A 2,524-nucleotide genomic window follows, 5' to 3' on the forward strand; every position below is an offset into this window, starting at 1 on the left:
CCTTCATAGTTTGGTGATGATGGCAGAGAGGTCACACCCGTTCCCATACCGAACACGGAAGTTAAGCTCTCTAGCGCCGATGGTAGTTGGGACCTTGTCCCTGTGAGAGTAGGACGTCGCCAAGCAACTTTAAGACGAGTCAGAATGACTCGTCTTTTTTGTGTTTTATAACTTCTTTTCAAAGCTAAATATTTTGAAGTGCTGCTCATTTTTTAAAAGATTTTTGAGTACGTAGCTATATAAGTTTTATTCAATTTCTTTCGTGATTTTTGACAGGTAATTTAAGATTTTCTATTTTATTTCTTAAAGATAGAATTCATTGGTATGTTAAAATAGTACAGTTGTTTTTGATGTACTTTAATATAAGAAGATTTAAGTTAGAAAAGGAGATAATATGAAAAAGATAAGTATAATTACTATAGTAGTCTTAGTCCTGCTAGTAATCGTGTATATGTTAGTTGGAAATTATTTTTATAACTATGCATTAAATGCGAAACAAGAAAAGGAATTTTTGCAAGATAATCCTCATTTAGTGGAAACGGTAAATGCGTCGGGAGATGTATTGGCTGCAAATGAAGAAAAGAATGCAAACTTCGTATCGAAGTATAAACCTAACACATTAACTATACGTTCTTTCGATAAATTAAATTTAAAAGGTTATGAATATATGAATGAACCATCTAGTCATAAATGGGCAATTGTAGTTCATGGATATAGTGGTAGAGCATCAGAAATGACGAAATATGTTCGTAACTTTTATGAACAAGGCTATAATGTCATAGCACCAGACCTTCGTGGGCACGGAAATAGTGAAGGGGATTATGTTGGTATGGGCTGGCATGATCGTAAAGATGTGTTAATTTGGATTCAACAAATCTTAAAGAAAGACCCTAATGCTGAAATAGCTCTATTTGGTGTTTCAATGGGCGGGGCAACTGTAATGATGACTTCAGGAGAAGATTTACCTTCTAATGTTAAAGTTATTATTGAAGATTGTGGATACTCAACTGTTATTGATGAATTTACTTATCAACTAAAAGATTTATTCCACTTACCGAAGTTTCCTGTTATGAATGCGGCAAATACGGTTACTAAATTAAGAGCTGGGTATGATTTAGAAGAGGCCTCAGCTGTAAAACAAGTAGCGAAAAGTAAAACACCTATGCTGTTCATTCATGGGGATGCTGATACATTCGTTCCTTTTGAAATGTTAGATGAAGTATATAATGCTGCAAAAGTAGAAAAAGAGAAATTAATTGTTCCAGGTGCTGGACATGGGGAAGCGGAGAAAGTAGATTCGAATAAATATTGGAATACTGTATGGAAGTTCGTAGGGAAGTATATTCCGGCATAATTAAAGTTGTTGCATTTATATAGACGATAATCGGAGGGATAATAGTTAATCCTTTTGATTATCGTTTTTTTTGTTAATTAGGTATTCTGCTATAAGTGTATTTTTGTATGTACTATATGAAGGAGGTAGAGCAAAAACTTTTGAATTCCTTAATCTCAGTGCTACAATGATTGAAAACTAAAAGTTAATGAGGTGTTTCTATGAAAATTGAAGTTTGGTCAGATTTTGTATGCCCATTTTGCTATATTGGGAAACGTAGATTAGAGATGGCTTTAGAGCAATTTCCGCATAAGAAGGATGTTGAAGTTGAGTTTAAAAGTTTTGAATTAGACCAAAATGCTCCAATCTATTCTGGGACAAGTATTAATGAAGTACTTGCATCAAAGTATGGAATTAGTATTGAAGAAGCTAAGCGTAATAACGTACAGCTAGGAAATCATGCAGCTAGTATGGGTTTAAGTTTTAATTTTGATGAGATGAAGCCGACGAACACGTTTGATGCGCATCGTCTTGCGAAGTTTGCAAAGGATCAAGGAAAAGAAAAAGAGATTACGGAAAATCTACTTTTCGCATACTTCACTGAATCGAGAAATTTAAGTGATGTGGATACACTTGCTACTATCGCTGAAGTTTCAGGTTTAGATAAGCAAGAGGCTTTAAATGTTATTAATGATAAAAATGCGTATGCAAATGATGTTAGAATTGATGAAGCGATTGCTCAGCAATATCAAATTTCGGGAGTACCTTATTTTATTATTAATCAAAAGTATGCCATTTCAGGTGCACAACCACTTGAAACTTTTGTTGGTGCACTTCAGCAAGTGTGGGAAGAAGAGAATCCTGCACCTAAGTTACAAGAACTTTCTTCAGAGGGTGGAAGCGATCTTTCTTGTACTGATGGAAGTTGTTCGGCGCCGTCGAAAGAGCAATAGTTTTTATAATAGAGTAGTACCCCATAGATAGTTCTGTGGGGTGCTTGTATATAACTATAGAAGAAATACATAAGTGAAATCTATAAAATATAAAGTTTTTTAAAAAACGTATTGACGATTATACTTTAGAGGTGTAATATAGAACAAGTCGCCGATGACAATAACATCGCAAGCGACAAACTAAATGAAAAACTTAGTTGACATTGAAAGATGAAAATGTTAACATAAGGAAGTCGCA

2 protein-coding genes and 1 rRNA gene are annotated in these 2,524 nt (G+C 34.2%); all 3 read left to right on the forward strand.

All coding sequences use genetic code 11. The features are described from left to right. Positions 1-9 precede the first annotated feature (9 nt). The 3 genes from rrf (at position 10) to D1166_RS30795 (ending at position 2,286) form a co-directional block, all read left to right on the forward strand. Positions 10-125, forward strand: a 5S ribosomal RNA gene (rrf, locus tag D1166_RS30785). Between the two features lie 269 nt (positions 126-394). Beyond that, positions 395-1,354, forward strand: coding sequence for an alpha/beta hydrolase (locus D1166_RS30790; protein WP_000723977.1), 960 nt, complete (start codon positions 395-397; stop codon positions 1,352-1,354). A gap of 200 nt (positions 1,355-1,554) precedes the next feature. Next, a complete protein-coding gene (locus tag D1166_RS30795; RefSeq protein ID WP_000687938.1) occupies positions 1,555-2,286 on the forward strand; it encodes a DsbA family oxidoreductase in 732 nt (243 codons plus the stop codon). The last annotated feature ends 238 nt before the right edge of the window (positions 2,287-2,524 follow it).

The sequence above is a fragment of the Bacillus sp. ISO11 genome, assembly GCF_003458115.1.
In the GTDB taxonomy this organism is placed as follows: Bacteria; Bacillota; Bacilli; order Bacillales; family Bacillaceae_G; genus Bacillus_A; species Bacillus_A cereus.

What these genes read in the sequence shown, in the direction of transcription:
- D1166_RS30790 (WP_000723977.1), top strand. Translation starts at nt 395, where the DNA reads ATGAAAAAGATAAGTATAATTACTATAGTAGTCTTAGTCCTGCTAGTA.
- D1166_RS30795 (WP_000687938.1), top strand. Translation starts at nt 1,555, where the DNA reads ATGAAAATTGAAGTTTGGTCAGATTTTGTATGCCCATTTTGCTATATT.